Source organism: Burkholderia sp. AcTa6-5 (assembly GCF_017815075.1).
Classification (GTDB): domain Bacteria; phylum Pseudomonadota; class Gammaproteobacteria; order Burkholderiales; family Burkholderiaceae; genus Burkholderia; species Burkholderia sola.
In genome coordinates, this window is sequence record NZ_JAGIQE010000024.1 from 68,694 (window position 1) to 93,559 (window position 24,866).

The 24,866-nt window shown below is 67.7% G+C and carries 19 protein-coding genes; 10 read left to right on the plus strand and 9 right to left on the minus strand.

The annotated features are described in order from the left end of the window. On the plus strand, positions 1-1,315 hold a 1,315-nt coding region (locus tag J8I33_RS26990), incomplete at its 5' end, for a pseudouridine synthase (RefSeq protein ID WP_245172440.1). Positions 1,316-1,395: 80 nt separating this feature from the next. On the opposite strand, the gene def is transcribed toward J8I33_RS26990, so the two are convergent. The 5 genes from def to J8I33_RS27015 all read right to left on the minus strand — a co-directional run bounded on the left by def (position 1,396) and on the right by J8I33_RS27015 (position 10,370). Continuing rightward, positions 1,396-1,929 carry a peptide deformylase gene (gene def, locus J8I33_RS26995; RefSeq protein ID WP_050012904.1) on the minus strand — a complete coding sequence of 178 codons (534 nt, stop codon included), beginning with the start codon at positions 1,927-1,929 and terminating at the stop codon, positions 1,396-1,398. Next, positions 1,926-4,238, minus strand: a complete 2,313-nt coding sequence (gene ligA, locus J8I33_RS27000) for an NAD-dependent DNA ligase LigA (RefSeq protein WP_209939449.1) — start codon at positions 4,236-4,238, stop codon at positions 1,926-1,928. The genes def and ligA overlap by 4 nt, the downstream gene beginning before the upstream one ends. A gap of 166 nt (positions 4,239-4,404) precedes the next feature. Further along, the gene (locus tag J8I33_RS27005) at positions 4,405-5,691 is read right to left on the minus strand and encodes a cell division protein ZipA C-terminal FtsZ-binding domain-containing protein (protein ID WP_050012906.1); all 1,287 of its coding nucleotides are present in this window, start codon (positions 5,689-5,691) and stop codon (positions 4,405-4,407) included. A gap of 85 nt (positions 5,692-5,776) precedes the next feature. Then, positions 5,777-9,289, minus strand: coding sequence for a chromosome segregation protein SMC (gene smc, locus J8I33_RS27010; RefSeq protein ID WP_209939450.1), 3,513 nt, complete (start codon positions 9,287-9,289; stop codon positions 5,777-5,779). A 139-nt stretch (positions 9,290-9,428) separates the two neighbouring features. Next, positions 9,429-10,370: a DMT family transporter gene (locus J8I33_RS27015; protein ID WP_209927752.1), complete on the minus strand. Its 942-nt coding sequence runs from the start codon at positions 10,368-10,370 to the stop codon at positions 9,429-9,431. Positions 10,371-10,528: 158 nt separating this feature from the next. Here J8I33_RS27015 and dapC point away from each other — a divergent pair, with 158 nt between their 5' ends. The 6 genes from dapC (at position 10,529) to cls (ending at position 16,770) form a co-directional block, all read left to right on the plus strand. Next, complete coding sequence (dapC, locus tag J8I33_RS27020) at positions 10,529-11,776, plus strand: succinyldiaminopimelate transaminase (protein WP_209939453.1); 1,248 nt, start codon at positions 10,529-10,531, stop codon at positions 11,774-11,776. Between the two features lie 45 nt (positions 11,777-11,821). Continuing rightward, on the plus strand, positions 11,822-12,649 hold the full coding sequence (gene dapD / locus J8I33_RS27025) for a 2,3,4,5-tetrahydropyridine-2,6-dicarboxylate N-succinyltransferase (RefSeq protein ID WP_006478479.1): 828 nt from the start codon (positions 11,822-11,824) through the stop codon (positions 12,647-12,649). After that, positions 12,649-13,017: an ArsC family reductase gene (locus tag J8I33_RS27030; protein ID WP_050012911.1), complete on the plus strand. Its 369-nt coding sequence runs from the start codon at positions 12,649-12,651 to the stop codon at positions 13,015-13,017. The genes dapD and J8I33_RS27030 overlap by 1 nt, the downstream gene beginning before the upstream one ends. A 123-nt stretch (positions 13,018-13,140) precedes the next feature. After that, the gene (dapE, locus tag J8I33_RS27035; RefSeq protein WP_124593996.1) at positions 13,141-14,280 is read left to right on the plus strand and encodes a succinyl-diaminopimelate desuccinylase; all 1,140 of its coding nucleotides are present in this window, start codon (positions 13,141-13,143) and stop codon (positions 14,278-14,280) included. Positions 14,281-14,291: 11 nt separating this feature from the next. Further along, positions 14,292-15,200: a 50S ribosomal protein L3 N(5)-glutamine methyltransferase gene (gene prmB, locus J8I33_RS27040; protein ID WP_050012913.1), complete on the plus strand. Its 909-nt coding sequence runs from the start codon at positions 14,292-14,294 to the stop codon at positions 15,198-15,200. A 130-nt stretch (positions 15,201-15,330) separates the two neighbouring features. Then, the gene (gene cls, locus J8I33_RS27045; RefSeq protein ID WP_209927748.1) at positions 15,331-16,770 is read left to right on the plus strand and encodes a cardiolipin synthase; all 1,440 of its coding nucleotides are present in this window, start codon (positions 15,331-15,333) and stop codon (positions 16,768-16,770) included. Between the two features lie 63 nt (positions 16,771-16,833). Here the strand turns inward: cls and J8I33_RS27050 are convergent, their stop codons facing one another. Then, complete coding sequence (locus J8I33_RS27050) at positions 16,834-17,313, minus strand: glutathione peroxidase (RefSeq protein WP_050012915.1); 480 nt, start codon at positions 17,311-17,313, stop codon at positions 16,834-16,836. Between the two features lie 136 nt (positions 17,314-17,449). Between J8I33_RS27050 and J8I33_RS27055 the strand changes: the two genes are divergently transcribed. Further along, the gene (locus J8I33_RS27055) at positions 17,450-19,381 is read left to right on the plus strand and encodes an ATP-binding cassette domain-containing protein (RefSeq protein WP_124593998.1); all 1,932 of its coding nucleotides are present in this window, start codon (positions 17,450-17,452) and stop codon (positions 19,379-19,381) included. 212 nt (positions 19,382-19,593) lie between these two features. Here the strand turns inward: J8I33_RS27055 and J8I33_RS27060 are convergent, their stop codons facing one another. The 3 genes from J8I33_RS27060 to alr form a co-directional block, all read right to left on the minus strand. Beyond that, a complete protein-coding gene (locus tag J8I33_RS27060; RefSeq protein WP_050012917.1) occupies positions 19,594-19,860 on the minus strand; it encodes a DUF2866 domain-containing protein in 267 nt (88 codons plus the stop codon). A 148-nt stretch (positions 19,861-20,008) separates the two neighbouring features. Then, entirely contained in the window at positions 20,009-21,385 is a 1,377-nt protein-coding gene (gene radA / locus J8I33_RS27065; protein WP_050012918.1) for a DNA repair protein RadA, read from the minus strand. Between the two features lie 11 nt (positions 21,386-21,396). Then, a complete protein-coding gene (gene alr, locus J8I33_RS27070) occupies positions 21,397-22,467 on the minus strand; it encodes an alanine racemase (protein WP_050012919.1) in 1,071 nt (356 codons plus the stop codon). Between the two features lie 218 nt (positions 22,468-22,685). On the opposite strand from alr, the gene lplT reads away from it, so the two are divergent. Together lplT and thiD are read left to right on the plus strand one after the other, a co-directional pair. Beyond that, entirely contained in the window at positions 22,686-23,993 is a 1,308-nt protein-coding gene (gene lplT, locus J8I33_RS27075; protein ID WP_050012920.1) for a lysophospholipid transporter LplT, read from the plus strand. A 58-nt stretch (positions 23,994-24,051) separates the two neighbouring features. After that, positions 24,052-24,861, plus strand: a complete 810-nt coding sequence (gene thiD / locus J8I33_RS27080) for a bifunctional hydroxymethylpyrimidine kinase/phosphomethylpyrimidine kinase (RefSeq protein ID WP_089488574.1) — start codon at positions 24,052-24,054, stop codon at positions 24,859-24,861. Positions 24,862-24,866 lie beyond the last annotated feature (5 nt).

Below are 24,866 nucleotides of genomic sequence, written 5' to 3' on the forward strand. Positions count from 1 at the left end.
CGACAACGCATCCGGCGAAGGCGCAAAACGCAGCTTCGGCGACCGCCGTCCGTCGTCCGATCGTCCGCCGCGCCGTGATGACGATGCACGTCCGCGCCGCGCAGGCACCGACGACAAGCGCCCGCCCTATCGTGACAACGCATCCGGCGAAGGCGCAAAACGCAGCTTCAGCGACCGCCGCACGTCATCCGATCGGCCGCCGCGCCGTAGCGATGACGATGCACGTCCGCGCCGCACAGGCGCCGACGACAAGCGTCCGTCCTATCGCGACAACGCATCCGGCGAAGGCGCAAAACGCAGCTTCGGCGACCGCCGTACGTCGTCCGATCGTCCTGCCCGCCGCAACGACGACGATGCCCGTCCGCGTCGCGCGGCAGGTGGCGACGATGGCAAACGCCCGTCCTACCGCGACAAGCCCGCCGGAGAAAACGCGAAGCGCAGCTTCGGCGACCGCCCGGCCCGCCCCGCGCGCGATGGCGAGCGCCGTTCGTTCGGCGCGGTGAAGACCGCGCAACCGGTCAAGCGCGCGGCAGCCGACGTCGACTACGGCGACGAAACGGGCCTGATGCGCCTGTCGAAGCGGATGTCCGAACTCGGCATGTGCTCGCGCCGCGAAGCCGACGAATGGATCGAAAAGGGCTGGGTGCTCGTCGACGGCGAACGCATCGACACGCTCGGCACCAAGGTGCGCGCCGACCAGAAGATCGAGATCGACGAGCGCGCGAGCGCCGCGCAGGCCGCGCAAGTGACGATCCTGCTGCACAAGCCGGTCGGCTACGTGTCGGGTCAGGCGGAAGACGGCTACGAGCCGGCGGCCGTGCTGATCACGCGCGCGAACCGCTGGAGCGGCGATCATTCGCCGGTACGGTTCTCGCCGCAGCACCTGCATGCGCTCGCACCGGCCGGCCGTCTCGACATCGACTCCACCGGCCTGCTTGTGCTCACGCAGAACGGCGTAATCGCGAAGCAGCTGATCGGCGAACAATCGGACATCGACAAGGAATACCTGGTGCGCGTGCGCTTCGGCGAACGACTGATCGACATCGACCAGCACTTCCCGGCGGAATCGCTCGCGAAGCTGCGCCACGGCCTCGAGCTCGACGGCGTGCCGCTCAAGCCCGCGCTGGTGAGCTGGCAGAACGGCGAACAGTTGCGCTTCGTGCTGCGCGAAGGCAAGAAGCGGCAGATCCGCCGCATGTGCGAACTGGTCGGCCTCGACGTGATCGGCCTGAAGCGCGTGCGGATGGGCCGCGTGATGCTCGGCGCGCTGCCGCAGGGCCAATGGCGCTACCTGTCCGCCGACGAGACGTTCTGACCGCAAGCGCATCCAGTGCGCGATGCAATGGAAAAGCCCGCTTCAAGCGGGCTTTTTCTTTTCTGTGCGAGCGCGACCGATCAATCGTCGTCGGCCGGGTCGAGCCCCGGGAACAGCACCTCGGTGAAACCGAAGCGCGTGAAGTCGGTGATCCGCATCGGATACAGCTTGCCGATCAGGTGATCGTACTCATGCTGGACCACGCGCGCATGGAACCCTTCGGCGATACGATCGATCTTCTGGCCGAACTGGTCGAAGCCGCTGTAGCGCACCTTCGCGTAGCGGCTGACGACGCCGCGCATGCCCGGCACCGACAGGCAGCCTTCCCAGCCCTCTTCCATGTCCGGCGGCAGGTACTCGACCTTCGGGTTGATCAGCACGGTCTCCGGCACCGGCGGCGCATCCGGGTAGCGGTTGTTGTTGCCGAAGCCGAAGATGATGATCTGCAGCCCGATGCCGATCTGCGGCGCGGCGAGCCCCGCGCCGTTCGCGTGATGCATCGTCTCGAACATGTCCGCGACGATCTCGTGCAGCTCGGGTGTATCGAACCGCTCGACCGGCTGGGCGATTTCGAGCAGGCGCGGGTCGCCCATCTTCAGGATCTCGCGAATCATGGCGTATTGCCCTCCAGGAGTTGGTGCAGACCATCTTCGTCCAGCACGGGGATGCCGAGTTCCTCGGCCTTCGCGAGCTTGCTGCCGGCTTCGGCGCCCGCGACCACGTAATCCGTCTTCTTCGATACCGAACCGGCCACCTTGGCGCCCGCCGCTTCGAGCATCTCCTTCGCCGCATCGCGCGTGAGATTCGGCAGCGTGCCCGTCAGCACGACCGTCTTGCCGGCCAGCACGCCCTGCGGCGCCTTCGGCGCGGGCGGCCCTTCCGGCCACGTGACCTTGCCGGGCGCGCGCAACTGCTCGATCACCGTGCGATTGTGCTCTTCCGCGAAGAACTGGTGAATCGACTCGGCGACGATCGGCCCGACGTCGTTCACTTCGAGCAGTTCCTCGATCGACGCGTCCATGATCGGCGTCAGCGAGCCGAAATGCTTCGCGAGATCCTTCGCGGTCGATTCGCCGACATGACGGATGCCGAGCCCGTAGATGAAGCGCGCGAGCGTCGTATGCTTCGCCTTCTCGAGCGAATCGAGCAGATTCTGCGCGGACTTCTCCGCGAACCGGTCGAGCTCGGCCAGCGTCGCGAAACCGAGATTGAACAGGTCGGCCGGCGTACGCACGAGATTCAGCTCGACGAGCTGGTCGATGATCTTCTCGCCGAGGCCGTCGATGTCGAGCGCGCGGCGCTGCGCGAAATGCCACAGCGCCTGCTTGCGCTGCGCCGGGCAGAACAGCCCGCCCGTGCAGCGCGCGATCGCCTCGTTAGGCTCGCGCACAATCCGCGAGCCACAGACCGGACAACACTTGGGCAGCGAAAACACTTTCCCACGCATCGACTCTTTTGCGCGCTCGTTACGTCCACTCAAGTATGGACGGGTATAACCCTTTCTCAAAACTAAACAACGCCGCCTTAAGGCTTTCAAGCATTTCAACCACTGAACTCGTTCACGATGGTGCGGTGACTTCAGGCTTGAAACCGATTCATTTAGAGATTTTGATTTAATCCGACCGTACGCATGCCGACGACGCTTGCAACGACGTGCCCGTTCGTTGCCCGAAACCTGCTCGCTCGCCTCTGATCGCTCGGCGCGTCCAACCACCTCAGGAATCACGTCGCCGGCGCGCCGCACGATCACCATATCGCCGATCCGGATGTCCTTGCGGCGCACCTCGTCCTCATTGTGCAGCGTCGCGTTTGTCACCGTCGCGCCGCCGACAAATACGGGCTCTAGCCGTGCGACGGGCGTAATCGCGCCCGTACGGCCGACCTGAACGTCGATCGCGACAAGTTTCGTCAGCGCTTCCTGCGCGGGAAATTTATGGGCGAGCGCGAAGCGCGGCGCACGCGACACAAAGCCCAGTCGCTCCTGTTCATCACGCCGGTTGACCTTGTAGACGACGCCGTCGATGTCATACGACAGCGACTCGCGCTTCTCACCAATCCTGCGGAAAAACTTGAGCAACCCGTCGACGCCATGCACGACCGTGCGCTCGCGATTCACCGGTAAGTGGAGCGTCTCGTACCAATCGAGTAGCGCACTGTGTGTTTCGGGCATCGGCATCCCGTCGAGCACACCAATCCCATACGCAAAGAACGACAGTGGCCGCTGCTCAGTGATCTTCGGGTCGAGTTGGCGCAGGCTGCCGGCCGCCGCGTTGCGCGGGTTCGCGAATTCGCGTTGTCCGGCCGCGCGCTGGCGTTCGTTCAGGCGTGCGAAATCGCGCTTGAACATCAGCACCTCGCCGCGCACGTCGAGCACCGCCGGCACGTGCTTGCCCTTCAGCTTCAGCGGAATCGAGCGGATCGTGCGCACGTTCTCGGTCACGTCCTCGCCCGTCGTCCCGTCGCCGCGCGTCGCGGCCTGCACGAACACGCCTTGCTCGTAGCGCAGCGAAATCGCGAGGCCGTCGAACTTCAGTTCGCACGCGTATTCGACGGGGTCCGTCACCGAGCCGGCGAGATCGGTCGTCTTCGCGAGCGCGTCGGCGACGCGCTTGTCGAACGCGACGATGTCCTCGTCGGCGAAGCCGTTGTTCAGCGACAGCATCGGCGCATCGTGGACGACGGGCGTGAAGCCGCCGGCCGCTTCGCCGCCGACGCGCTGCGTCGGCGAATCGGGCGTCACGAGTTCGGGATGGTCGGTTTCGAGCTGCTGCAGCTCACGGAACAGCCGGTCGTATTCGGCGTCGGGCAGATCCGGCTGGTCGAGCACGTAATAGGCGTGGTTCGCCCGCTCGAGTTGGTCGCGCAGCCATGCGGCGCGCGCGTCGGGCTGGCTGGCTGGCGGTTCGGCTTGGGTTCGGGCCATGCTGGCGGCAGAGTCGTTCTGAAAAAAATCGGATGCCCGATTATCTCAGTTTGACGCCGCGGCGGGGCACGCAATGCGGGCCCGATGACGTGCTGCAGCGCACACCGGGCGGTGTGCGCCGCGGCGACGGACGACGGCACCCACGCGCGCCGTCCGCGCGATCGCGTTACTGGCTGAACAGGCGGCGCGTGACTGGCGAACCGGCCGGGATGCCGGCTTCCTCGAGCTTCGCGTACAGCTTCATCAGCTGCTGCTCGATCGCGAGCAGCGTCGACTCCGGCAGCGGCCGGCGCGAATCGTCGACGACGCGTGCGCCGATCCGCTCGGACAGCGACTTCGCGTAATCGCACATCAGCCGGAACGGCAGGATGTCCTCTTCGGCCACCGGCACGTCGAGCACCAGCGTGATCATGTTGCCGCCCTTGTACGTCAGGTCGTCGCGCAGGAAGTTCGTATCGCCGAACTGCAGCATGAACACCGGATTCTGCTTCGCGTCGAGCTTCACGAAGCGCGTGCCGTCGCGCGACAGCAGCAGCCCGTCCTGCGACGCGACCGCCTGCACGTAGTTCGCGGACCACGGCGCGCCGTCCGACATCACGTTGATCGACAGTTGCGCGTCGCACTGCGCGGCAAACGCGTCGAGCTCGCGCGCCATCGCGACCGTTTCCATCATGTCGGGGAATTCCGGCGCGCCGTCGATCGCATCGGCGAACTGCTGGACGCCCGTCACGAACTCGGAGAATTCGAGCTCGTTCAGCGCGCCGCTGCGGTTCGCGAGCTGCGCGGCCGCGCGCAGCTCATCGTAGCGCACGCCGTTCTGCAACAGCTCCCACTGGCCGCCTTCCGGCTTGCCTTCGATGTGCACGGGCTTGCTGCCCGCGCGGCGCAGCCGCTGCGCGACCGGCAGGATCTTGTCGCCCGGCAGCGGCCCGGTGAGGCGGATCGGCACGATGCAGTCGATCCGGCGATCGACGATCGCCGGCGGCGCCGACGAGACCGTCGTCGCGGCCGGCATCACCGGTTCGGTTGGGCCGGCCGGTTCGGCCGCCGCTTCGTGCGCGGCGGCGGGCACGGCTGCTTCGCCGACAGCCGGTTCGCTCGATTCGGACGACGTATCGGCCCCCGTCGCCTCGGCCTGCAGGTCGGCCGGCGTATCGGCCGGCGCCGCGCCGCCGGCGGCCCCGCCGAACGTCGGCTCGACACGCGCCGCTTCGGTCGCAGCAGCAGCGGCCGCGACAGGTGCCGCAGGCTCGCGGCGCACCGGCTGACGCACCGGCTCGATGAACGGCAACTCTTCGTCACGCTCGGGGCGGTTCATCGCCTCGGCCGCTTCCTCCGGCATCGGGCGCGGCATCCTGCGCCGCACTTTCGCGCCCTGCCATGCGTTGTAGACCACGACGCCGCCTACCACGACGGCGCCCGCGCCGATCAAACCGAGTGTCAACTCGTCCATGCACGCTCCATCAGCAATTCTTTTTCGTCGGGACCGCGAACGGGCGCCCATGCGCCGCGCGAACGCGGTCCGGTTTCGTCAAACGTCAATTCTGGGCAAAACCCGCGGCGGTTTCCATGTCCACCGCGACGATCCGCGACACGCCCTGCTCCTGCATCGTCACGCCGATCAGCTGCTGCGCCATTTCCATCGCGATCTTGTTGTGCGAGATGAACAGGAACTGCGTCTTGTCGGACATCGCGCGGACCAGATTCGCGAAACGCTCGGTGTTCGCGTCGTCCAGCGGCGCGTCGACCTCGTCGAGCAGACAGAACGGCGCCGGGTTCAGCTGGAACATCGCGAACACCAGCGCGGTCGCGGTCAGCGCCTTCTCGCCGCCCGACAGCAGGTGAATCGTCGCGTTCTTCTTGCCGGGCGGCTGCGCCATCACCTGCACGCCGGCGTCGAGAATCTCGTCGCCCGTCATGATCAGCTTCGCCTGGCCGCCACCGAACAGGCGCGGGAACAGATCGCTGAAATGACGATTGACCTCGTCGAAGGTGCCCTGCAGCAGCGTGCGGGTTTCCTGGTCGATCTTGTGGATCGCGTCCTCGAGCGTCGTGATCGCGTCGATCAGGTCGGCCGATTGCGCGTCGAGGAACACCTTGCGCTCGCTCGCGGCCTTCAGCTCGTCGAGCGCGGCCATGTTCACCGGGCCGAGCGCGTTGATCGCGTTGTTCAAGCGCGTGACTTCGCCCTGCAGGTACGACGGCTTCAGATCGGGCGTCAGCTTCGCGGCGAGCGCGGTTTCGTCGACCTCGGCCGTTGCGAGCTGCTCGGCGAACTGCTCGACGGACAGGCGCGCGGCCTGCTCCTTCAGCTGCAGCTCGGTGATGCGGTCGCGCAGCGGCTGCAGCGAACGCTCGGCGACGAGCCGCTGCTCGTCCGACGCGCGCAGCTTCGCGGTCAGGTCGTCGAGCTCGATCCGCGCGGCCTGCAGCGCTTCTTCCTTCACCGCGCGAATCTCGAGCGCATCCTGCAGGCCCGTATGCGCGGTCTGCTCGTTGATCGTCTCGAGTTCGGCGCGCGCGTCTTCGAGCGACGCGGCGACGCGCTCGCTCTGCTCGTGCGCGACCTGGATCGTGCGCTTGAGCTCGTCGATCCGCGTCACCGCGTTGCGTGCGGCGAAGCGCGCATCGTTCGCGCCGCGCTCCAGGTCGCGCGCTTCCTGACGCGCCTGCGTCAGCGATTCGTCGAGCGACTCGAACGCGAGCTGGTTGTCCTCGAAGCGCGCCTGCAGTTCCGCGAGCTCGCCGTCGAAGCGCTCGAAATTCGCTTCCGACTCCGCGCGCAAGGCACGCTGCTCCTCGATCTGCGCGCCGATTTCCTCGAGTTCCTCGCGGATCTGCGTGCTGCGCTGCGTATAGCGTTCGTGCGCCTGCGCGAGCTTCAGCACATCCATCTGCAGCGCATGCACGCGCTGCGTCGCGCGTTCGGCCTGCGCGCGCACGTCGCCGAGCGCCTGCGTGGCCTGCGTGTGCGCGGCTTCCGCCCGCACGGCGGCCGTGCGCGCCTCGTCGGCGAGCAGCGCCTGCGCGCGCACCTGACGCGTCAGGTTTTCGATTTCCTGCTGACGGGCCAGCATCCCGGCCTGCTCCGAATCGGCCGCGTACAGCTGCACGCCGACCCGCGTGACGATATGGCCGGCCTTGACGACGAACGCGCCACCCGCCGGCAGTTGCGCGCGCGTCGCGAGCGCCTGCGCGACGTCGTCGGCGACGTACACGTTGCCGAGCCAGTCGTTCAGCACCGCGCGGATGCCCGCGTCGTCGATGCGCACCAGCGACAGCACCGGACTCAGCCCGGCCACGGCAGCGGGCGGTTCGCCGGCCGCGGGCGGCGCGTAGAACGCGAGCTTCGCGGGCGGCGCATCGGTCGCGAATGCCTTCACCCAGTCGAGATTCGACACTTCGAGCGCGGCAAGGCGCTCACGCAGCACGGCCTCGAGCGCCGCTTCCCAGCCGGCCTCGACGTGCAGCTTCTTCCACAGACGCGGCAACGCGCCGAGCTCGTGCTTGTCGAGCCACGGCTGGATCTTGCCTTCGGTCTGCACGTTGTCCTGCAGCTGTTTCAGCGCGGCGAGGCGCGCTTCGAGCTGGTGGATCTGCGCGGCTTCGGCCTGCACGCGCTCCTGCGCGGCGCGGCGTTCGCCGTCGAGACGCGGCACCGTTTCCTGCGCGTCGGCAAGACGCGCCTGCGCTTCCGCGAGAATCTCTTCCTGCTCGGCCAACTGCATGCGCAGTTCTTCGAGCTGCGTCTCGTCCGGCGCGTCGAGCCCGCCCGCTTCGCTCTTCAGGCGCTCGTGGCGCTGCTGAAGCTGCTGGAGCTGCTGGTCGGCGTTGCGCTGGTGCGCGGCTTCGAGCTTCAGCGACTGCTCGGTCTGCGCGATCCGCGCGCGCTCATCGTTGAGCTGCGCCTGCGCGTCGCGCCACTTCGCTTCGAGCGCCGGCAGCGCATCGTGCTTCGCGGCCGCGTTGTCTTCGGCGAGCGCGGCCTTCTCGTCGGCCATCGCGCGCGCCTCTTCGGCTTCCTCGAGCTCGTCCTGCGACTTCTCGGCCTGCGCGCGCCACTGCTCGCGCTGCGCGTTCAGCGCGGCGATCTGCGCCTGCACGCGATTGCGCGATTCGACGATGAACTTGATCTCGGCTTCGAGGCGGCTCACCTCGGCGTTCGCCTCGTAGAGCGCGCCCTGCGCGCCCTGCATCGCGTCGCTCGCCGAGTAGTGCGCGACGCGCAGCGTCTCGAGCTGCGCCTCGACTTCGCGCAGCTTCGCCGTCTGCGCCTCGAGGTCGATCTGCGCCTGTTCGATCGCGCGCTGCTGCTTCTGCTGCTCGCCCGCGGCCTCGTTCTTGCGCAGCAGCCACAGCAGGCGCTGCTTCTCCTCGCCGTCGGCGACGAGTTCCTTGTACTTGGTCGCGACCACCGCCTGCGCCTCGAGCTTTTCGAGGTTCGCGCCGAGTTCGCGGACGATGTCCTCGACGCGCGTCAGGTTCTCGCGCGTGTCGTGCAGGCGGTTCTCGGTTTCGCGACGGCGTTCCTTGTACTTCGACACGCCGGCGGCTTCCTCGAGGAACACGCGCAGCTCTTCCGGCTTCGCCTCGATGATCCGCGCGATCATGCCCTGTCCGATGATCGCGTACGCACGCGGCCCGAGGCCGGTGCCGAGGAAGATGTCCTGGATGTCGCGGCGGCGCGCCGGCAGGTTGTTGATGTAGTAGCTCGACGTGCCGTCGCGCGTCAGCACGCGCTTCACGGCGATTTCGCCGTACTGGCCCCACTGCCCGGCCGCGCGGCCGTCGGAGTTGTCGAAGATCAGTTCGACGCTGGCCCGGCTGCCGGGCTTGCGGGCGGTCGAACCGTTGAAGATCACGTCCTGCATCGATTCGCCGCGCAGCTCGGACGCGCGCGACTCGCCGAGCACCCAGCGCACGGCATCGATGATGTTGGACTTGCCGCATCCGTTCGGGCCGACCACGCCGACAAGCTGGCCCGGAACCTGGAAATGCGTGGGATCGACGAAGGATTTGAAGCCAGCGAGTTTGATCGAGCTCAGACGCACGGCGGTATCGGATGTGAAGAAGGTGTGAAACGGACGGGGCCGCACGGCGCGGGGCCGGAGAGCCCCTGCGCGCCACACGCCCCGGAATTCAAAAACGGGGCCGCGCGCATCCAGCGTTGGGCCCCGCAAACGGCTTCCATCATACCATCGCGCGTGAGCCGTCCCGCCCGTCGCCGGGTTTGTCCGGTGCCGGCGCGGCACGATGGACCCGGCTCGACAGCAGCGTCGCCAGCACGATGCACGCGCCGCCCGCCCACTCGCGCGCGCTCGGCAGCTCGTTCGCGAACACCCACGCGGACAGCGCGGTGATCACGATCTCGAACAGCATGATGATCGACGCGCGGTTCGCCGGCACGCGCGCGAGGCCGTACTGGACCAGCAGGTTGTTCGACGCCATCGTCACGCCGATCGCCGCGATGATCAGCGCGGCCACGCCCAGCTGGCCGCTCGCCGGCGCGGCCGGCAGCCCTTCGAACAGCGACGCGATCGCGCCGAACACGGCCGCGCCGCCGAACAGCGTCGCGGTGCGCATCTCCGCGCGCATGTCGGGCAGCTCGCGGCTCGCCTTGATCACCAGCACGTTGCTCATCGCGAAGCTGAGCCCGGCCGCGAGGCCGGCCCATTCGGCCGGGTTGGCCGGCAGCGGCAAGCCGAGCGCCGGCGACCACAGCATCAGCATCGCGCCGCCGATCGACAGCGCCGCGAGCCCGGCGCCGGCCCAGGTCAGCCGTTCGCGCAGCAGGAAATGCGCGTAGATCGCGGTCCAGGCCGGCGTCAGGTAGAACAGCAGCATCACGCGCAGCACCTCGCCGTGGATCGTGCCCCAGACGAACCCGAGGTTCGTCACGCCGGCCGTGACCGCGATGCCCGGCAGCACCCAGTGCCAGCGCAGCGTCGCGATCGTGCGGTGCCGCACGACGATCACAAACAGGAACGCGACGAGGCTCGTCAGCGCACTGGCCAGCGTGCCCGTCACGCCGAGCGACGCGAGGATCCGCAGCGGATACCAGATCAGGCCCCATACCGACGCGCCAATCAGGATGGCCAGCGTCGGCAGGCTGCCGCGTACCGCGTTGTTCATTTGGTTCGATACCCTTTATTCGACCGCCCCGGCCGCCGTTCCGGCAGGCCGTGACCGCATTCCGTCACGCTATAATCGTCCGTTGCGAACCGCGCGCCCCGGCGCCCGTTCGCAGCCGCGCGGCGCGCCCGCCGCTTCTTTCGCTCCAACCGGCCGCGATGGCCGCTTCGCCCGTGAACCCTCGACTCGACTCGCTCCAGCCCTATCCCTTCGAAAAGCTGCGCGCCCTGTTCAAGGACGTGACGCCCGGTGCCGGTACGCCTTCCGGCAACCTGAAACCGATCAGCTTCGGCATCGGCGAGCCCAAACACGCGACGCCGGCGCTGATCCGCGACGCCGTGGTGGCCGCGCTCGACGGCCTCGCGTCGTACCCGGCCACCGCCGGCTCGGATGCGCTGCGCACGTCGATCGCGCGCTGGCTCGAACGCCGCTACGGACTGCCGGCGATCGATGCGGCCACGCAGGTGCTGCCGGTGTCGGGTTCGCGCGAGGCGCTGTTCTCGCTCGCGCAGACCGTGATCGACGCGCGGCCGCGTGCGGACGGCAAGAAGGCGATCGTACTCTGTCCGAATCCCTTCTATCAAATTTACGAAGGCGCGTCGCTGCTGGCCGGTGCCGAACCCTATTTCGCGAACAGCGACCCGGCCCGCAACTTCGCGTGCGACTACGCGGCCGTGCCCGAGGAAGTGTGGGCGCGCACGCAGCTGCTGTACGTGTGCTCGCCGGGCAACCCGACCGGCGCCGTGCTGACGCTCGACGACTGGCGCGAGCTGTTCGTGCTGTCCGACCGCCACGGCTTCGTGATCGCGTCCGACGAGTGCTATTCGGAAATCTATTTCGACGAAGCGGCGCCGCCGCTCGGCGGTCTTGAAGCCGCGCACCGCCTCGGCCGTGGCTTCGAACGACTCGTGATGCTGTCGAGCCTGTCGAAGCGCTCGAACGTGCCGGGCATGCGCTCGGGCTTTGTCGCCGGCGACGCCGCGCTGCTGAAGCAATTCCTGCTGTACCGCACGTACCACGGCGCCGCGCTGTCGCCGGTCTGGCAGCACGCGAGCATCGCCGCGTGGAACGACGAGGCGCACGTGCGCGAGAACCGCGCGCTGTACCTGCAGAAGTTCAATACGGTCACGCCGATGCTCGCCGAGGTCATCGACGTGAAGCTGCCCGACGCCGCGTTCTACCTGTGGGCCAACGTCGCGCGCACCGGCCTGTCGGACACCGAGTTCGCCCGTCGCCTGTACGCCGACTATAATGTGACGGTTCTGCCCGGCTCGTACCTGGCGCGCGATGCGCACGGCACGAACCCGGGCCGCGATTTCATCCGGATCGCGCTCGTCGCGGGCACCCCCGAATGCGTCGAGGGCGCGCAACGCATCGTCGATTTCTGCCGCGCTCTCGCGCGGTAAGACGTCCATCCCGATCAATTCCATCCATCTCCTGCGAAAACGAACATGTCGCAACAACTTCAGCAAATCATCGACACCGCCTGGGAAAACCGCGCCGAGCTGTCGCCGAAGGCCGCGCCCGCCGACGTCCGCGAGGCCGTCGCTCACGCGATCGAGCAACTCGACAAGGGTGCGCTGCGCGTCGCCGAGAAAATCGACGGCAACTGGACGGTCCACCAGTGGCTGAAGAAGGCCGTGCTGCTGTCGTTCCGCCTGGAGGACAACGCGCCGATGCCGGCCGGCGGCTACTCGCAGTTCTACGACAAGGTGCCGTCGAAGTTCGCGAACTACACGGCCGAAGACTTCGCCGCGGGCGGCTTCCGCGTCGTGCCGCCGGCCATCGCGCGCCGCGGCTCGTTCATCGCGAAGAACGTCGTGCTGATGCCGTCGTACACCAACATCGGCGCGTACGTCGACGAAGGCACGATGGTCGACACGTGGGCGACGGTCGGTTCGTGCGCGCAGATCGGCAAGAACGTGCACCTGTCGGGCGGCGTCGGCATCGGCGGCGTGCTCGAGCCGCTGCAGGCGAACCCGGTCATCATCGAAGACAACTGCTTCATTGGCGCGCGCTCGGAAGTCGTCGAAGGCGTGATCGTCGAGGAGAACTCGGTGATCTCGATGGGCGTGTACCTCGGCCAGAGCACCAAGATCTACGACCGCGAGACGGGCGAAGTCAGCTACGGCCGCATCCCGGCCGGCTCGGTCGTCGTCGCCGGCAACCTGCCGTCGAAGGACGGCTCGCACAGCCTGTACTGCGCGGTGATCGTCAAGAAGGTCGACGCGAAGACGCGTGCGAAGGTCGGCCTGAACGAGCTGCTGCGAGGCGACTGATGGCGAAGCCGCACACCGTGGTCGTCTACGGCATTCCGAACTGCGACACCGTGAAGAAGGCCCGCGTGTGGCTCGACGATCACGGCGTCGAGTTCGAGTTCCACGATTTCAAGAAGCTCGGCGTCAGCGCGCCGCTGATCGAAGACTGGCTGAAGGACGTGTCGCTCGACGCGCTCGTGAACAAGCGCGGCACCACGTGGCGCGGCCTGGACGACGGGATGAAGGCGGCCGCCGAAACGAAGACCGGCGCGGTCGCGCTGATGATCCACAAGCCATCGGTCATCAAGCGTCCCGTGCTCGTCGTCAACGGCCGCGTGAAATCGCTCGGGTTCGTGGCCGATCAATACGCGGCGCTGTTTGCCGCATAAGGCCGCCCGCGCCGCGCCTGCGGGCGTAGGGCCTGTTCACGCTAATAACGGGCTTGCGCTGGCCCGACGCCCTGTCGCTGCCGGCCACCGCGCCGGCATTTTTTATCGAAAGTGGTCCGAACCATGTCCGCCACCCTAGCCCTTACCGAACAGCTGATCGCCCGCGCGTCCGTGACGCCCGACGACCAGCACTGCCAGCAGATCATGACCGAGCGCCTCGCCGCGCTCGGCTTCGAATGCGAGACCATCGCGTCGCACGGCGTGACCAACCTGTGGGCCGTCAAGCGCGGCACCGACGGCCGCGACGGCAAGCTGCTCGCGTTCGCGGGCCACACCGACGTCGTGCCGACCGGCCCGCTCGAACAGTGGACGTCGCCGCCGTTCATTCCCGCCCATCGCGACGGCAAGCTGTACGGCCGCGGCGCGGCCGACATGAAGACGTCGCTCGCGGCGTTCGTCGTCGCGTCCGAGGAATTCGTCGCGGCCCATCCCGACCACCGCGGCGCGATCGCGTTCCTGATCACGAGCGACGAGGAAGGCCCGGCCACCGACGGCACCGTGAAGGTCGTCGAACTGCTGCAGGCACGCGGCGAGCGGCTCGACTACTGCATCGTCGGCGAGCCGACGTCGAGCGCCGAGCTCGGCGACGTCGTCAAGAACGGCCGCCGCGGGTCGATGTCCGGCGAACTGGTCGTCAAGGGCGTGCAGGGCCACATCGCGTATCCGCACCTCGCGAAGAACCCGATCCACCTGCTCGCGCCGGCGCTCGCCGAACTCGCCGCCGAGCAATGGGACGAAGGCAACGAATACTTCCCGCCGACCACCTGGCAGGTGTCGAACCTGCACGCCGGCACCGGTGCGACCAACGTGATCCCCGGCCACGCCGACCTGATGTTCAACTTCCGCTTCTCGACCGCGAGCACCGTCGAAGGCCTGCAGGCCCGCGTGCATGCGATCCTCGACAAGCATGGCCTCGAATACACGCTGAAGTGGTCGGTGAGCGGCCTGCCGTTCCTCACGCCGCGCGGCGAACTGTCGGGCGCGCTGGAAAACGCAATTCGCACCGAGACCGGCATCACGACCGAGCTATCGACGACGGGCGGCACGTCGGACGGCCGCTTCATCGCGCGCATCTGCCCGCAGGTGATCGAATTCGGCCCGCCGAACGGCAGCATCCACAAGATCGACGAGCACATCGAAGTGCGCTTCGTCGACCCGCTGAAGAACGTGTACCGACGCGTGCTCGAACAACTGATCGCCTGACGGAGCCTCGCATGACGACACCTTTTGCCACAGTTCGCGACCTGCTGCGCTACGCGGTCACGCGCTTCTCGAAAGCAAAGCTCGCGTTCGGCCACGGTTCCGACAACGCGTACGACGAAGCGGCCTACCTCGTGCTGCATACGCTCGACCTGCCGCTCGACACGCTCGAGCCGTTCCTCGACGCGCGCCTCTTGCCCGACGAAATCGCGGCCGTGCTCGCGGTGATCGAACGACGTGCGGCCGACCGCGTGCCGGCCGCGTACCTCACGCATGAAGCGTGGATGCATGGCCACCGTTTCTACGTCGACGAACGCGTGATCGTGCCGCGCTCGTTCATCGGCGAATTGCTCGACGACGGGCTGCAGCCGTATGTCGCCGATCCCGAGCAGGTCGGCGCGGTGCTCGAACTGTGCACCGGCTCCGGCTGCCTCGCGATCCTCGCGGCGAGCGCGTTCCCGAACGCCGAGATCGACGCGGTCGACCTGTCGGACAAGGCGCTCGAAGTCGCGGAAATCAACGTGCGCGACTACGGCCTCGAAGACCGCATCGGGCTGCACCGCGGCGACCTTTACGCCCCGCTGCCCGCGTTCCGCACCGATCCCGACTCGCGCTACGACGTGATCCTGACGAACCCGCCGTACGTGAACGCCGCGTCGATGGCCGCGCTGCCGCCCGAATACCGGCACGAGCCGGAGATGGCGCTCGCCGGCGGCGACGACGGGATGGACATCGTGCGACGCATCGTCGCCGACGCGCACCGCTGGCTGCATGACGACGGCGTGCTCGTCGTCGAGATCGGCAACGAGCGCGAGCACGTCGAAGCGGCGTTCGGCGGCCTCGAGCTCACGTGGCTGCCCACCAGCGCGGGCGACGACGCCGTGTTCCTGATCCAGGCGTCGGACCTGCCCCGCAAGGGCTGAGCGTTCCGCCGGGCCCGCCGTGCGGCGCACCATTGCGCCGCGCGGTTGGGTAAGATGCGCGTAGGCGGCCGCCCGGCCGCACGACTTCGGGAGTCCCCTCGGGCGTCCCGCGGGAGTCCTTCAAGCGCCCATGACCCTCGACTGGCTACATCTCGGCACCCTGATCCTGACCATCCACGTGCTCGGGATCGTCGCGGCATGCCATGCAATCATGAACACGCGCACGTCGCAAGGCGCGATCGCGTGGGCCGTCTCGCTCACGGCCATGCCGTACCTGACGCTCGTTCCCTACCTGTTCCTCGGCCGCAGCAAATTCTCCGGCTACGTCGACGCCCGGCGCCACGAACTCGAAATGTTGCGCACGCACACACCGCGTTCGCCGTGGCGCGCGACCGACGCAACCGACGGGCCGGCCGCCGACGCGCTGGGGCAGGCTGCCGTGCTCGCGCTCACGCGGCTCGGCGGCATGCCGTTCCTCGGCGGCAATTCGGTGCGCACGCTCGTCAACGGCGACGCGACGTTCTCGGCCATCCTGTCGGCGATCGACGCCGCGCGCGACTACGTGCTCGTCCAGTTCTTCATCGTGCGCGACGATGCGCTCGGCCGGATGCTGCGCGACTCGCTGCTCGCGCGCGTGGCCGCCGGCGTACGCTGCTGCGTGCTGTACGACAGCATCGGCTGCTTCGACCTGCCGCACAGCTACGTCGACGCATTGCGCCGCGGCGGCGTCGAGGTCCATCCGTTCGCGACCAACCGGAAATTCGTCAACCGCTTCCAGCTGAACTTCCGCAACCATCGCAAGATCGTCGTCGTCGACGGCAATTGCGCGTTCGTCGGCGGCCACAACGTCGGCGTCGAATATCTCGGCGCGAATCCGCGCCTGTCGCCGTGGCGCGACACCCACATCGAGATACGCGGCCCCGTGGTGGCGAGCATCCAGTACGTGTTCGCCGAAGACTGGCACTGGGCGACGCAGAAGCTGCCGCCGATCGCGCTGCCGCCGCCCGCGCAGCCCGGCGACGGCATGCATTGCCTCGCGGTGCCGATGGGGCCCGCCGACAAGCAGGAAACCGGCTCGCTGTTCTTCGCCGAATCGATCAATGCCGCCCGCGAGCGGGTGTGGATCACCACGCCGTACCTCGTTCCCGACGAAGCCGTGGTGTCCGCGCTGAAGCTCGCCGTGATGCGCGGCGTCGACGTGCGCATCCTGATCCCGAGCCGGCGCGATCACTACGTCGTGTTCGAGGCGTCGAAGCTTTACGCGCGCGACCTCGTCGATGCGGGCGTGAAAGTGTTCCGCTACCGGCCCGGTTTCCTGCACCAGAAGGTCGTGCTGATCGACCGCATCGCGGCAGCAATCGGCAGCGCGAATCTCGACAACCGTTCGTTCCGCCTCAATTTCGAGATCATGGTGCTGACCGTCGACCCGGCCTTCGCCGACGAGGTCGAAACGATGCTCGACGCCGACTTCGCTCAGGCGTACGAGGTGGACGCGGACGAATACCGGCAGTCGCCCGCCTGGCGGCGCATCGCGATGCACGTCGCGCGGCTGTTCGCACCGATCCTGTAACGGCCGCGACGACCGCCGCCCCCGCACGATCCGCACCGGCGCCGCGCATGCGGCGCTGCGCCGTCACAGCAGCTTGTCGATGTCCGCGGCGATTTCGTCGGGCTTGGTGGACGGCGCGTAGCGCTTGACGATGCGCCCTTCGCGGTCGATCAGGAATTTCGTGAAATTCCACTTGATCGCCTTGAGGCCGAGAATGCCGGGCGCCTCGTCGGTCAGGTAGCGATACAGCGGATGCGCGTGGTCGCCCTTCACGTCGATCTTCGCGAACATCGGGAACGTGACGCCGTAGTTGCGTTCGCAGAACGCACCGATCTGCTCGGCGTCGCCCGGCTCCTGCTTGCCGAACTGGTTGCACGGGAAGCCGAGTACGAAGAAGCCGCGCGCCGCGTACTGGTCGTACAGCTTCTGCAGCCCCGCGTATTGCGGCGTGAAACCGCACTCGCTCGCGGTATTGACGATCAGCAGCACCTTGCCGCGATACGCGTCGAGCGACACCGGCGCACCGGCCAGCGTCTCCGCGTTGAACGAATACAGGGTGGACATCGGGCACTCCTTTTACGAAACCGGATCGACGTGGAGTCTAGGCGAAATCGCGCCGTTGCGGCATCCGCCGAACGGCCGATGCCCGGCGCGACCGGCGCGCGGTCTAGAATAGCGGTTTTGGCCAGTCATTTCCGCCGTGATCCGTTTCAATCAGTTCAGCCTTGCGCGCGGCACCAAGCCGCTGTTCGAGTCGACCTCGTTCGTGCTCAATCCCGGCGAGAAAGCCGGCCTGATCGGCGCGAACGGCGCCGGCAAGTCGACGCTGTTTTCCGTCCTGCGCGGCGAGCTGCATTCCGACGGAGGTGATTTCTCGATGCCGCCGTCGTGGCGGATCGCCCACGTGTCGCAGGAAACGCCCGCGGTCGATCGTTCCGCGCTCGACTACACGCTCGACGGCGATACCGCGCTGCGCGAGATCGAGGCCCGCATCGCCGCCGCGTCGGCCGCGCATGACGGCGCCGCCGAAGGCGACGCGCACGCGGCGTTCGCCGACGCCGACGGCTACACCGCGCCGGCCCGCGCCGAAGCGCTGCTGCTCGGCCTCGGCTTCACGCTTGCGCAAACGCGCGAATCCGTCGCGAGCTTCTCCGGCGGCTGGCGCATGCGCCTGAACCTCGCGCAGGCGCTGATGTGCCGCTCCGACCTGCTGCTGCTCGACGAACCGACGAACCACCTCGACCTCGACGCGATCGTGTGGCTCGAAGACTGGCTGCACCGCTACCCCGGCACGCTCGTCGTGATTTCGCACGACCGCGAATTCCTCGATTCGATCTGCAACGTCACGCTGCATCTGGAAAACCGCCAGGTGAAGCGCTACGGCGGCAACTACTCGCAGTTCGAAGTGCTGCGCGCACAGCAACTGGCGCTGCAGCAAAGCGCGTACGAAAAGCAGCAGAAGACGATCGAGCACCTGCAGAGCTTCGTCGACCGCTTCAAGGCCAAGGCGACCAAGGCCAAGCAGGCGCAAAGCCGGATGAAGGCGCTCGAGAAGATGGAGCTGATCGCGCCCGCGCACATCGCGTCGCCGTTCACGTTCGAATTCCGCACGCCCGATGCCGCGCCGAACCCGATGATGGTGATGGAAGACGTCCGCTGCGGCTACCATGCCGACGACGGAACGGATATCCCGATCGTCGAGCGCGTCGCGCTGTCGATCCAGAACGGCCAGCGCATCGGCCTGCTCGGCGCCAACGGCCAGGGCAAGTCGACGCTGATCAAGACGCTGGCCGGCACGCTCGCGCCGCTGTCCGGGCAGGTCCGCGACGGCAAGGGGCTGACGATCGGTTATTTCGCGCAGCACCAGCTCGAAACGCTGCGCGAAGACGATTCGCCGCTCGCGCATCTGGCGCGGCTCGCGCCCGACACGCGCGAGCAGGAATTGCGCGACTTCCTCGGCGGCTTCAATTTCTCGGGCGACATGGCGACCAGCCCGGTCGGGCCGTTCTCGGGCGGCGAAAAAGCGCGCCTCGCGCTGGCGCTGATCATCTGGCAGAAGCCGAACCTGCTGCTGCTCGACGAACCGACGAACCACCTCGACCTCGAAACGCGCCACGCGCTGACGATGGCGCTCGCGCAGTTCGAAGGCACGCTGATCCTCGTGTCGCACGATCGTCACCTGCTGCGCGCGACGACCGACCAGTTCATGCTGGTCGCGAAGCATCGGCTGCAGCCGTTCGACGGCGACCTCGACGACTACCGCGACTGGCTGCTGCAGCATGCGGCCGAGCAACGCGCGGCCGCGAAGGCCGACAGCGCGGCCGCCGCAGGCGCCGATCCGGGCGTCAACCGCAAGGACCAGAAGCGCCAGGCGGCCGAGGAACGCCAGCGGCTGTCGCAGCTGAAGAAACCGCTGCAGAACCGCATCACGAAGCTCGAAAAGGAAATGGAAGCACTGCACGCGGAGAAGGCGCGCCTCGACGCGTTCGTCGCCGATCCGGCGAGCTACGAAGCCGCGCGCAAGACGGAACTGACCGACGCGATCCGCACGCTCGGTGAAGTCACGACCCGGCTCGAGACGGTCGAGGCCGACTGGCTCGCCGTGCAGGAAGAACTCGAGCAGATCGGCTGAACGCGGCCATCGGCGCCGGCAGGCGACGAGCGTGTCGGCGGCGGCATAGCGCGGCGGGGCGCCGGGGCGTCGACACCCCATGAATCCGCCGGGCCGCGCCCCGGGCCGGCCCGGAAACGACAAGGCCGGGCGCCCTGGCCCGGCCTCGTTGTCATTGCTGCGTTCGACGCGGTTGCGTCGGCCGGCGCCCGTATGCCCGCCGCACCATCCGCTCAGCGGCGCGGCAGCGTATCGCGCGGCATCTGCTCGTCGTCGTCCATCAGGTACCGGCGCCCTTCGGTTGGCCGGCGGATCGCCGCGGCGACTTCCGCTTCCGTCACATCCTCGGACACGACCTTGCGCGCCAGACGCCCTTCTTCGTCGATCCACTCGACGATCCGGCATCCGCCGCCCCACGGCTGGCGAATCGGCTCCGACACGCGGCAGCCGCGCAGGTTGTAAAGGCGTCCGCCAGGCGCTTCCCCATAGGATTTCAACATAGGTTCCCTTCGCATTGCGCGGTTCGACAATCCGGCAAAGGATAGGGAAAAGCGATGTCCGGCGGGTTACAGCAGCCTACATATTCTTTACAGCGAATTACGCGACAGATCGCCCGGCGACGCACGAGCCGTGCGCGCGCCGGGCCGCTCATTCAAGATCGCGCACGCGGTCGATCGCCTGCTCGAGCCGCTCGACGGCCATCACGTTGAGCCCTTCGATCGGCTGTTTCGGCGCATTCGCCTTCGGGATCAGCGCGGACGTGAAGCCGAGCTTCGCCGCCTCGCGCAGCCGTTCCTGCCCGCGCGGGGACGGCCGGATCTCGCCGGCCAGCCCCACCTCGCCGAACACGATCAGCCCTTTCGGCAGCGCCTTGTTGCGCATCGACGAGTGAATGGCGAGCAGCACCGCGAGGTCGGCAGCCGGCTCGGTGATCTTCACGCCGCCCACCGCGTTCAGGAACACGTCCTGATCGAAGGCCGCGATGCCCGCGTGGCGGTGCAGCACCGCAAGCAGCATCGCGAGCCGGTTCTGCTCGAGGCCGACCGCGAGCCGGCGCGGGTTCGGCACGTGCGCCGTATCGACGAGCGCCTGGATTTCGACGAGCAGCGGGCGCGTGCCCTCCTGCGTGACGAGCACGCACGAACCGGGCACGACCTGCTCGTGCTGCGACAGGAACAGCGCGGACGGGTTGGCCACGCCGCGCAGCCCGCGCTCGGTCATCGCGAACACGCCGAGTTCGTTGACCGCGCCGAAGCGGTTCTTGAACGCGCGCACGAGCCGGAACGACGAATGCGTGTCGCCCTCGAAGTACAGCACCGTGTCGACGATGTGCTCGAGCACGCGCGGGCCGGCGAGGTTACCCTCCTTCGTCACGTGCCCGACCATGATGATCGCGGTGCCCGACTGTTTCGCGATGCGCGTGAGCTGCGCCGCGCACTCGCGCACCTGCGCGACCGAGCCCGGCGCCGACGTCAGCGCCTCGGAATAGACGGTCTGGATCGAGTCGATGACGGCCACGTCCGGCCGCTCCGCGTCGATCGCGGCCTGGATCTTCTCGAGCTGGATCTCGGCGAGCAGCTTCAGTTCGGCCGCCGGCGCGCCGCCGTCGAGCAGCGCGAGCCGTTGCGCGCGCAACGCGATCTGCGCGGCCGATTCCTCGCCACTGATATAGAGCGCGCGCCGCTCGTTCGCGATATCCGCGAGCGACTGCAGCAGCAGCGTCGACTTGCCGATGCCCGGATCGCCACCGATCAGCACGACGCCGCCGGGCACCAGCCCGCCGCCCAGCACGCGGTCGAATTCGCCGATGCCGGTCGAGAAGCGCGGGACGTCGGCAGCCTCGATGTCGGCGAGACGCTGGACCGGCGCCCGCTTCGCGAGCGACTGGAACCGATGGGCGGCCGGCGACTCGGCGACCGATTCGACGAGCGTGTTCCACGCCTGGCACGACGGGCACTGGCCCTGCCACTTCGGGGTCTGTCCGCCGCACTCGCTGCAGACGTATACGGTTTTCTGTTTGGCCACGCGCGACGCCCTTATTCCGCTCGCACCGGCACGCGGGCCGCGACCGCGCACATCAGCTCGTAGCCGATCGTCCCGCAATGGCGCGCGACGTCGTCGATCGGCAGCGCGTTGCCCCACAGCTCCACGCGCGCGCCGACGCCGGCCTGCGGGCACGGCGTCAGGTCGACGGTGATCATGTCCATCGACACGCGACCGACGATCCGCGTGCGGATGCCGTCGACGATCACCGGCGTGCCTTCCGGCGCCACGCGCGGATAGCCGTCCGCGTAGCCGCACGCGACGACGCCGATCCGCATCTGCGCCTGCGCGGAGAACGTCGAGCCATAGCCGATCGCCTGGCCCTTCGCGATCGTCTGCACCGCGATCAGCTCGGACGAGAGCGTCATCGCGGGCTTCAACCCCGTGTCGGCGATATCGGACGACAGCCCGGACGGCGACGCCCCATACAGCACGATCCCCGGCCGCACCCAGTCGAAGTGCGTGTCCGGATGCCACAGCACGGCCGCCGAATTCGCGAGACTGCGCGCGCCGGCGATGTTTTCCGCGCCGCGCTCGAACGTCGCGAGCTGCTCGGCGACGCCGCGCGCGTTGTCCGCGTCCGAAAAATGGGTCATCAACGTGATCTGGCCGATGCCGGGGCACGCGCGGGCGCGCTCCCACGCGGCACGGTATTTTTCCGGCGTGTAACCGAGCCGGTTCATCCCGCTGTTCATCTTGAGCTGCACGTTGACGGGCTTCGACAGCCGCGCCGTTTCCAGCATCCGCATCTGCTCGTCGTTGTGGACGGTCGTGGTCAGGCTGTAGCGGTCGATCACGTCGATGTCGGTCGAGCGGAAGAAGCCTTCGAGCAGCAGGATCGGGCCGGCCCAGCCGAGCTCGCGCAGCTTCACGGCCTCGTCGAGATCGAGCAGGCCGAAGCCGTCGGTGCCGCGCAGGCCCGGAAACGCACGGGCGAGACCGTGGCCGTACGCGTTGGCCTTGACGACCGCCCAGACCTTGGACGGGCCGGCAAAGCGGCGGACGACGGAGAGATTGTTCGCGAGAGCGGCGGTGTGGATGGTGGCGGAGATCGGGCGCGGCATGGGAAATTTACGTAAAGACGCTTGCGAATCATCAGCTTACCGCGCCTTTTGAGCACCGAAGCCGACAATTTGCGGAACGATCGGGGAATCTTGCTAGTCCGAATTCGCGTATTTTCATGTTATAAAGCCGTGCGCACAACCCATTTCGAACGGAATAAGCCGATCGCATACCAGGCGGCCTACGCGGCCCTGCCGCAGCGACGAAAGCATCGCATCAGATGAAAAAAGGTTTTTACACCATCATGGCCGCGCAGTTTTTCTCGTCGCTGGCCGACAATGCGCTTCTCATCGCCGCCATCGCCCTGCTGAAAGACCTCCACGCCCCCAACTGGATGACACCGCTGCTGAAGCTGTTCTTCGTGTTGTCGTATGTGGTGTTGGCGGCGTATGTCGGTGCGTTCGCGGATTCGCGTCCGAAGGGCCGCGTGATGTTCATCACCAACTCGATCAAGGTGGTCGGCTGCCTGATCATGCTGTTCGGCGCGCACCCGCTGATCGCGTACGGGATCGTCGGGTTCGGCGCGGCGGCCTACTCGCCCGCCAAATACGGGATTCTCACCGAGCTGCTGCCGGCCGACCGGCTGGTCGCCGCGAACGGCTGGATCGAAGGCACGACCGTCAGCTCGATCATTCTCGGCACCGTGCTCGGCGGCGCGCTGATCAGCCCGCACATCGCGGCGCACGTGATCGCGCACACGCCGGCCTGGATCGGCACGCCCGCCGAAGCCGCGATGGCGATCATCATGGCGATCTACGTGGTCGCCGCGCTGTTCAACCTGCGCATTCCCGATACGGGCGCCCGCTATCCGAAGCAGGAACGCGGCCCGGTCAAGCTGCTCACCGATTTCGCCGACTGCTTCATGGTGCTCTGGCGCGACAAGCTCGGCCAGATCTCGCTCGCGGTCACGACGCTGTTCTGGGGAGCGGGCGCGACGCTGCAGTTCATCGTGCTGAAGTGGGCCGAGGTGTCGCTCAACATGTCGCTGTCCGAAGGCGCGATCCTGCAGGCCGTCGTCGCGGTCGGCGTCGCGGCCGGCGCGATTGCCGCCGCCGCGCGGATTCCGCTGAAGAAGTCGCTGACCGTGCTGCCCGTCGGCATCATCATGGGCATCGCGGTGATGCTGATGGCGTTCTACACGCGCGACCTGTTCCCGTCGCACTGGGCCGTGCATTTCGGCCATCTGCGCCTGCCGTTCTACCTGATCGTCGCGTACATCTTCCTGATCGGCGTCGGCGCGCTGTCCGGCTACTTCGTCGTGCCGATGAACGCGCTGCTGCAGCATCGCGGCCACGTGCTGCTGTCGGCCGGTCATTCGATCGCGGTGCAGAACTTCAACGAGAACCTGTCGGTGCTCGTGATGCTGTGCCTGTATGCGGTGCTCGTGTGGCTCGACGTGCCGGTCGGCGTCGTGATCGTGCTGTTCGGTACGTTCGTCTGCCTGACGATGTGGCTCGTGATGCGCCGCCATCAGGCGAACCAGCGTCAGTTCGACTCGGTCGCGCTGATCGGCGAATCGCGGCACTGACGCTACACTTCCGGTTTTCGTCCGCCGGCGCCGGTCCTCGAACCGGCGCGTTGCCCTCATGACGCACCCGATACCCAACCTCCTGACGATCGCCGGCTCCGATTCGGGCGGCGGCGCAGGCATCCAGGCCGACCTGAAGACGTTTTCCGCGCTCGGCGCGTATGGCGCGAGCGTGATCACCGCGCTGACCGCGCAGAACACGCGCGGCGTGACGGGCGTGCATGCGCCGGACGCCGCGTTCGTGACCGCGCAGCTCGACGCGGTGTTCGACGACATCCGCATCGATGCGGTCAAGATCGGGATGCTCGCGAACGCGGCGATCGTGCAGGCGGTGGCCGACGCGCTGCGCCGTTACGCGCCGCGCTTCGTCGTGCTCGACACGGTGATGATCTCGAAGAGTTCGCACGCGCTGCTCGCGCCCGATGCCGTCGCCGCGCTGCGCGACACGCTGCTGCCGCTCGCGACGGTCGTCACGCCGAATCTCCCCGAAGCGGCCGCGCTGCTGAACGTTGCGCCCGCCACCACCGAAGACGACATGGTCCGGCAAGGTCAGGCGCTGCTGCAGAGGGGCGCGCGCGCCGTGCTGATGAAGGGCGGCCACCTGCCCGACGCATCCGCGAGCCCCGACTGGCTCGTCGAAGCGACCCGCACGGTGCGGCTCGACGGCGCGCGCGTGCCGGTCAGCAACACGCACGGCACCGGCTGCACGCTGGCGTCGGCGATCGCCGCGCTGCTGCCGCAGCAGCCCGATCTGGAAAGCGCGGTGCGGGAAGCCAAGACCTACCTGACCGGCGCGATCGCCGCGAGCGGCCACCTCGACGTCGGTCACGGCGTCGGCCCGGTCCATCACTTTCACCGCTGGTGGTGAGCGGC

Excerpts from the sequence above, each read along its gene's own strand:
- J8I33_RS27030 (WP_050012911.1), top strand. The coding sequence starts at position 12,649 with ATGGCGAAGCCGCACACCGTGGTCGTCTACGGCATTCCGAACTGCGAC.
- cls (WP_209927748.1), top strand. The coding sequence starts at position 15,331 with ATGACCCTCGACTGGCTACATCTCGGCACCCTGATCCTGACCATCCAC.
- J8I33_RS27050 (WP_050012915.1), bottom strand. The coding sequence starts at position 17,313 with ATGTCCACCCTGTATTCGTTCAACGCGGAGACGCTGGCCGGTGCGCCG.
- thiD (WP_089488574.1), top strand. The coding sequence starts at position 24,052 with ATGACGCACCCGATACCCAACCTCCTGACGATCGCCGGCTCCGATTCG.
- def (WP_050012904.1), bottom strand. The coding sequence starts at position 1,929 with ATGATTCGCGAGATCCTGAAGATGGGCGACCCGCGCCTGCTCGAAATC.
- ligA (WP_209939449.1), bottom strand. The coding sequence starts at position 4,238 with ATGGCCCGAACCCAAGCCGAACCGCCAGCCAGCCAGCCCGACGCGCGC.
- dapC (WP_209939453.1), top strand. The coding sequence starts at position 10,529 with ATGGCCGCTTCGCCCGTGAACCCTCGACTCGACTCGCTCCAGCCCTAT.
- dapE (WP_124593996.1), top strand. The coding sequence starts at position 13,141 with ATGTCCGCCACCCTAGCCCTTACCGAACAGCTGATCGCCCGCGCGTCC.
- lplT (WP_050012920.1), top strand. The coding sequence starts at position 22,686 with ATGAAAAAAGGTTTTTACACCATCATGGCCGCGCAGTTTTTCTCGTCG.
- alr (WP_050012919.1), bottom strand. The coding sequence starts at position 22,467 with ATGCCGCGCCCGATCTCCGCCACCATCCACACCGCCGCTCTCGCGAAC.
- prmB (WP_050012913.1), top strand. The coding sequence starts at position 14,292 with ATGACGACACCTTTTGCCACAGTTCGCGACCTGCTGCGCTACGCGGTC.
- J8I33_RS27060 (WP_050012917.1), bottom strand. The coding sequence starts at position 19,860 with ATGTTGAAATCCTATGGGGAAGCGCCTGGCGGACGCCTTTACAACCTG.
- dapD (WP_006478479.1), top strand. The coding sequence starts at position 11,822 with ATGTCGCAACAACTTCAGCAAATCATCGACACCGCCTGGGAAAACCGC.
- J8I33_RS27005 (WP_050012906.1), bottom strand. The coding sequence starts at position 5,691 with ATGGACGAGTTGACACTCGGTTTGATCGGCGCGGGCGCCGTCGTGGTA.
- J8I33_RS27015 (WP_209927752.1), bottom strand. The coding sequence starts at position 10,370 with ATGAACAACGCGGTACGCGGCAGCCTGCCGACGCTGGCCATCCTGATT.